Origin of the sequence: Sphingobium olei, from assembly GCF_042678845.1 — a bacterium.
Classification (GTDB): Bacteria; Pseudomonadota; Alphaproteobacteria; order Sphingomonadales; family Sphingomonadaceae; genus Sphingobium; species Sphingobium olei.
The window spans coordinates 50,341-56,340 of sequence record NZ_JBHTLS010000121.1; the positions used below are offsets into that span (position 1 = coordinate 50,341).

The 6,000-nt window shown below is 66.0% G+C and carries 5 protein-coding genes; 2 read left to right on the plus strand and 3 right to left on the minus strand.

Annotated elements, in window-relative coordinates:
- Positions 1 to 43: 43 nt before the first annotated feature.
- The 3 genes from ACFQ24_RS10135 to ACFQ24_RS10145 all read right to left on the minus strand — a co-directional run bounded on the left by ACFQ24_RS10135 (position 44) and on the right by ACFQ24_RS10145 (position 2,381).
- Positions 44 to 514 (minus strand): RcnB family protein, encoded by a 471-nt coding sequence (locus tag ACFQ24_RS10135; RefSeq protein WP_380910880.1) that lies wholly within the window; start codon positions 512 to 514, stop codon positions 44 to 46.
- A gap of 155 nt (positions 515 to 669) precedes the next feature.
- Positions 670 to 1,344, minus strand: coding sequence for a prolyl hydroxylase family protein (locus ACFQ24_RS10140; RefSeq protein WP_380910882.1), 675 nt, complete (start codon positions 1,342 to 1,344; stop codon positions 670 to 672).
- Positions 1,345 to 1,448: 104 nt separating this feature from the next.
- Positions 1,449 to 2,381 (minus strand): RcnB family protein, encoded by a 933-nt coding sequence (locus tag ACFQ24_RS10145; protein WP_380910884.1) that lies wholly within the window; start codon positions 2,379 to 2,381, stop codon positions 1,449 to 1,451.
- A 248-nt stretch (positions 2,382 to 2,629) separates the two neighbouring features.
- Between ACFQ24_RS10145 and ACFQ24_RS10150 the strand changes: the two genes are divergently transcribed.
- On the plus strand, positions 2,630 to 3,169 hold the full coding sequence (locus ACFQ24_RS10150; RefSeq protein WP_380910886.1) for a biliverdin-producing heme oxygenase: 540 nt from the start codon (positions 2,630 to 2,632) through the stop codon (positions 3,167 to 3,169).
- A complete protein-coding gene (locus tag ACFQ24_RS10155; RefSeq protein ID WP_380910888.1) occupies positions 3,162 to 5,717 on the plus strand; it encodes an HWE histidine kinase domain-containing protein in 2,556 nt (851 codons plus the stop codon). The genes ACFQ24_RS10150 and ACFQ24_RS10155 overlap by 8 nt, the downstream gene beginning before the upstream one ends.
- The last annotated feature ends 283 nt before the right edge of the window (positions 5,718 to 6,000 follow it).

Here is a 6,000-nt window from a genome sequence, read left to right on the forward strand (position 1 = left end):
GCCCGGAACCGATTGGTTCCGGGCCGTTTCGTTTTCGTGGGCCTTACCAGAAGAAGCCGCGATTGACTTCCACCACCCGGCCGGTGCGGACATTCACCAGCAGCACGTCATTATAGTGGCGGACCCAGCGCAGGTCGCGGCCGGCCGGCCGCAGCCGATAGCGATAGGGGTCGCTGACATAGTAGCGCGGCGCATAAAAGTTGGGGCGAAGCCGCGCACCGACATTCCACTGGTTGTAGCGGAACGGCGCGTTCCAGTTTCCGCCGCGATAGACGTCGCGATGGCTACGGCGATAGTCGCGCCAGTCCTCGCGCACTTCGGCGCGGGCGTCGCGCACATCGCGCCGCGCTTCGCGCACGTCGCGGCGGTCGCCATAGCGCTGCGCCTGGCGCAGGTCGCGCTGTTCTTCGCGCAGTTGTCGTTCGCTGCGGCGCACTTCGCCATAGGATTGGGCGGAAGCGACGCTCGGCACCACGGTCGCGGCCAGCAGGCCCAGGATGATGAACTTACGCATTGGTCTCGTCTCCCATCTGTCTCGGCAAAGGCTTGGGGAAGCCTTCGCCACGAGATCAGATATGCGCGCATTCCCCTGAACGGTCCGGGAATGGGGCTGTCAGATTCCAGTCATCTATGTCGCAAAGTGTAACGGCGATGGCCGGGCCGGTGTCATCAGCCCCACGGCCTTTCCCGGAACCATTTGGTGACGACATATTTGACGCCGCGCTCCACCGGGCGGGCGGCATGCAGGCTGGAGCGGTTGGGCGCGCCGTCGCGATCCATATTGTTCCAGATCAAAACCATGCCTTCGACCGGTGGGACCATGAACTGGCACATCGGGAAATGCGTCTCGCCGCCCGCTTCCACCGGGGAAAGATAGATCATGGCGGTCCAGGTCCGCTGTCCGCCGGTCTTGCGCATCGCCTGCCAATAGTCGGCGGCCGGGGGGAAATAGTCGCAATGGACCTTATATTCCTGCCCCTGCGTGTAGCGTTGCCCCTGCAGCGTCTCGCCATGCGTCGCCGGCAGGCCGGTAAGCGCGCAGATCCGATCGGTGACGCTTTCCACCAGCGGGTTCCAGGGCGACAGGTTGCCGCTGTGGCTGGTGCGATAATCCGCGTTGGCGCTGCCGGAAAAGAGCGTCGAAGGCTTGGCGCTGGCATCGATCAGCGCGCGCATCTCCGCGCACTCCTGTGCGCTCAGGAAATTCTGCCGGCCGTAGATTTCGAGGTCAGCCGCGTCGATGCGGCTGACCATCGGATTGCGGTCCAGCCGCCTGCGCACGCTTTCGCCAAAGGCCGCGCGCGCCGGCGAAGCGATGCCGCCATCGTCGATCGTCTCTGTCATGCCGCCGTCCTGCCACAGCGACGGCGGCCATGAAAAGACCCCGGAGCATCGCTGCCCCGGGGCCAGTGGTTCCTGAAGGCCAGTTCAGGAAGCCGCATGCCACATCACCAGAAGAAATCATGGATCACGTCGACCACATAGCCGTCGCGAATATCGACCAGCAGCGCGTCGTCATAATAGCGGACCCAGCGCAACGTGCCGTAGGCCGGTGGCAGGCGGTAGCTATAGGGATCGTCCAGCCAATAGCTGTTGCCGTAGAGCAGGCTGTTCAGGAAGATCCCGACCGAATAGCGCTGATAGCCGTAGCTCCAGCCGCGCGGCGCATAGTAGCGGCCGATGCGGTAGCGGTCGCCATAGCGGTTGCGATAGCCGTACCAGTCATAGCGCCGGTCCTGTCGCCAGCCATTGTCCCAGCGCCGTTGCGTGCTCCAGCGGGTGCGGTCGTCGAACCGGCGGCCCCCGTTCCAGTTCTGGCCGTTCCAGGCGCGGTCGTCCCGGCGATCGTTGCGCCAGTCGCGCCTGTCGTCCCGGCGGTCCTGTCGCCAGTCCTGCCGCACATCCCGCCGGTCCTGACGCCAGTCCTGCCGATCATCGCGACGATCATCGCGCCAGTCGCGGCGCTCCTGCGTCCGGTCGCTTCGCCAGTCCTGCCGGGCAGGCGCCTGCGGCCGGTTGCGTACATCGTCGCTTTGCCAGCCGTTGTCGCGCCGCTGCTGCCAATCCGTGCCCATGCCCGGCTGGCCTGTGGGACGGCCCGGCCGGTCGTCGCCACGCTGGTGCCAGCGCTGCGCCTGCATGTCCGGCCTTGGTTGCGTCACGGCCCTGTCGGCGCGATCGGGTCCGCGCTGCTGCCAACGCTGACCCACTTCCGACCGTCCGGGCTGCCCTGCCGGACCTCCCCGCCACCCGCCGCCGTCCGGACGCGCGCTCCGCTCGCCGCGATCGCCACGGCTCGGGGCGTCCTGCGCAAGGGCGGGTGCAATGCCGCCCATTACCGTGGCGGTCATCAGGCCCGCCAGCATCATCTTCCTCAACATCGTCCTGTCTTTCCTCGATGCGGACGAGGGGGATGTCCGCCATGACACTCCTTCTAGGACCGCCCGGATGTCGCAAGACTGAACCCCGCCGTCAGCGATCAGAAAGGAAGGCAAGGCTCTGGACAGGGGACGCAGAGCGACCCAAAGTAGGAAAATTCGCGCCGTGATGACCGAATTAAAGCCGGTCCGGGGCAATATTGTTAATTGAGATCAATGCGACCGCGTTGACATGGCCCTAGGACGATTGCGTGACGAAAGCCTCCACCACCGGCCATGTTCGCCAGGCCCTGCGCGAAGCGACGATGGAGGATCATCGACGGGTCGACATGGTCTTTTCCGGCTATGACCTTGGTTCGCGCGCCAGCTATATCGACTTCCTGACGGCGCAGGCGCGCGCGCTCGGCACGCTGGAAACGCTCGCTCGTCCCGATACGCCGCGCCTGCCGCTGCTGGCGCAGGATCTGGCCGAGCTGGATAGCGCCTATCCAGACCCGCTGCCGCTGGCCGATGCGGGAACGGACGGGTTCCGTTGGGGCCTGCGCTACGCGCTGGAAGGGTCGCGGCTGGGCGGGGCGATGCTGGCGCGGCAGGTGGGCGACGGATTGCCAAAGGCCTATCTGTCCGCCGCACATGGCAAGGGAGACTGGATCGCCTTCCAGCGCGCGCTCGATGGCGCGGCGGAGGAAGGCGGCGAAGGCTGGCTCGGTGACGCCGTGCAGGGCGCCCGGGCCGCCTTCGCCCTGTTCGCGCGGTCCGCCGGCGCCGATATGGCGCCTGCCCATGGCTAAGTCCGATATGGCGCCGCCTGCGGCGGTGGACCTCACCAATTGCGACCGCGAACCCATCCATGTGCTGGGGACGGTCCAGCCGTTCGGGTTCCTGATCGCGCTGACTGCCGACTGGCTGGTCTCGCGGGTTTCGGCCAACGCTGCCGACTTCATCGGCCTGTCTCCGGAAGAGATGCTCGGCAAACCGGTCAGCGCCGTGTTGAGCGCGGACGCCATCCACACGCTGCGCAATCGCATCACCCTGCTGCGCGGACCCGATGCGGTGGAGCGCGTCTTCTCCCTCGCCCTCATGGACGGCGGCCCCGCATTCGACGTTGCAGTGCATTTCTCCGGCCAGCTTGTGGTGATCGAGGCTGAACCCGCCAGCCATGACGAGATGGAGGCGAGCAGCACGGTCCGTTCGATGGTCGCGCGCCTCGGTCAGGTCGAAGGGATGGCAGCCTTCCTGCGGGACGGCGCACGGCAGGTGCGGGCGCTGACGGGCTTCGACCGGGTGATGGTCTATCGCTTCTCCGGCAGCGGGGACGGGGAGGTCGTGGCGGAGGCGCTGCGGCCGGGGATCGAGAGCTTCTTTGGCCTTCATTATCCCGCGTCCGACATCCCGGTGCAGGCGCGCGCACTTTATCTGCGCAACATCTTCCGCGTGATTGCCGACGTAAATGCGCTGCCTGTCCCGGTGGTGCCGCAACTCGATCCGGCGGGCGTGGCGCTCGACATGTCGCTCTGCCTCACCCGCGCGGTGTCGCCGATCCATATCGAATATCTGCGCAACATGGGCGTAGGCGCTTCGCTTTCCATCTCGATCATCGTGGAAGGCAAGCTGTGGGGGCTGTTCGCCTGCCACCATTATGGCCCGCGCCTGCCGACCTTCGCGCAACGCAGCGCGGCGGAGCTGTTCGGCCAGATATTCTCGATGATGCTCGAAAGCCGCGAGCGGGCCGAGACCGCCGACTATGAGGGCAAGTCCCGCCAGGTCGCCGACCGGCTGCTCTCCGCCGTCGCGCAGGACAATGAACTGCTGCACAATGCCGCCTGGCTGGGCGACATCATTTTCGACACGATTCCCGCCGATGGTGTGGGGGTCTATATCGATGGTCGGATGGTCCTGTCGGGCCTGACGCCGGACGAGCCTGCCTTCGCTGCGATCGTCAACATGATGAACCGGGTCGCCGCAAGCCAGGTCTATACCACCGACAGCCTTGGCAGCGTCCTGCCCGAAGCCGCCGCCTATGCCGATCGCGCGGCCGGCGTGCTGGCGATTCCGCTGTCGCGCCGGCCGCGCGATTATGTCGTCCTGTTCCGCGCCGAGCAACTGCGCTCCGTCCGCTGGGCCGGGCAGCAGGATAAGCATGTGGAGGAGGGGCCGGACGGCCCGCGCCTCAGCCCGCGCAAGAGTTTCGAGGCCTGGTCGCAATTGGTGCAGGGCAGGGCGCTCCCCTTCACGCCCGCCGAACTGCGCGTCGCCGAAACGCTGCGCACCGCCCTGCTGGAGGTGATCCTGCGCCTGTCCGATTCGGTCGACGCGGAACGGCAGCGGGCGCATGAGAAGCAGGAACTGTTGATCGCGGAGCTCAATCATCGCGTCCGCAACATCCTCTCGCTCATTCGCGGCCTGCTGTCGCAGACACGAGACAGCGCCCGCTCGGTCGACGACTTCATCGGCACGCTGGAAAGCCGCGTCCACGCGCTCGCCCGCGCCCATGACCAGATCACGGCCGACCGCTGGAGCCCCGCGCGGCTCTATGACTTGATAGAGGTGGAGGCCGGCGCCTATCTGGGCGAGAAGAGCGACCGGGTCCGCCTGTCCGGCCCCAATGTGCTGCTGACGCCCGGCTGCTTCACCGTGATGGCGCTGGTGATTCACGAAATGCTGACCAACGCCGCCAAATATGGCGCGTTGTCCGACAGCGGCGTGGTTGCCATCGACTGGCGCGTGGACGAGGATGGCAGTCTGCTGCTCGACTGGACCGAAAGCGGCGGCCCGGCCGTGGTCGCGCCCACCCGGCGTGGCTTTGGTTCCACCGTGATCGAGCGCTCCATTCCCTATGACCTGGGCGGCAATGCCGAAATCCACTATCGTCTGGCGGGGATAGAGGCGCATTTCTGCATCCCGTCCGCCCATGTCGTGGCGGTGCTGCCGGACAGCGTCGCGGCGGAGCGGACCCGGTCGCCTGCCCCGGTCGCAGCGGGCCTGCTCAACGGGCGGACCGTGCTTTTGGTCGAAGACAATATGATCATAGCGATGGACGGGGAGGATGCGCTGCGTGATCTGGGCGCGGAGGTCTCGACCGCCGCGAGCGTCGGCCGTGCGCGCGAAGCGCTGGCTTTGACGCCTGTCGATCTGGCCGTTCTGGATTTCAACCTGGGCGCGGAAACCAGCCTGCCGATCGCCGATCTCCTCGCCGAGCGCGGCATCCCCTTCATCTTCGCCACGGGCTATGGCGACGGTCTCGACCTGCCGGCACGCTTCGCGCATGTGACCCTGGTGAAAAAGCCCTATTCCGGCACGACGCTGGCGCAGGCTCTGGCACCTGTCGCCGGGGCGTGAGTCTCTCGGCCGAAACGGGCGGTTTCGTTTCCTTTCGCTTGCAGTGTTTCTCGAATGCCGATCCTATGTCGGCGCCTGTCCTACCTGCCGGGCCTTTGCCACCATGGCGTTGCCATAGTGGAAGGTGACCATGCCGATAGGATCAAGGCAGCGCAATAGAGCATCGAGCGTGAAATAGGAATCTTGGGATTCCCAGCAGGATCAGGATGTGATTCATCGTGATTGGAGGTGGATCATGGGGAAATCCTATTCAGCCGATCTTCGGGGCCGAATTGTCGATCAC

Excerpts from the sequence above, each read along its gene's own strand:
- ACFQ24_RS10140 (WP_380910882.1), bottom strand. The coding sequence starts at position 1,344 with ATGACAGAGACGATCGACGATGGCGGCATCGCTTCGCCGGCGCGCGCG.
- ACFQ24_RS10145 (WP_380910884.1), bottom strand. The coding sequence starts at position 2,381 with ATGTTGAGGAAGATGATGCTGGCGGGCCTGATGACCGCCACGGTAATG.
- ACFQ24_RS10135 (WP_380910880.1), bottom strand. The coding sequence starts at position 514 with ATGCGTAAGTTCATCATCCTGGGCCTGCTGGCCGCGACCGTGGTGCCG.
- ACFQ24_RS10155 (WP_380910888.1), top strand. The coding sequence starts at position 3,162 with ATGGCTAAGTCCGATATGGCGCCGCCTGCGGCGGTGGACCTCACCAAT.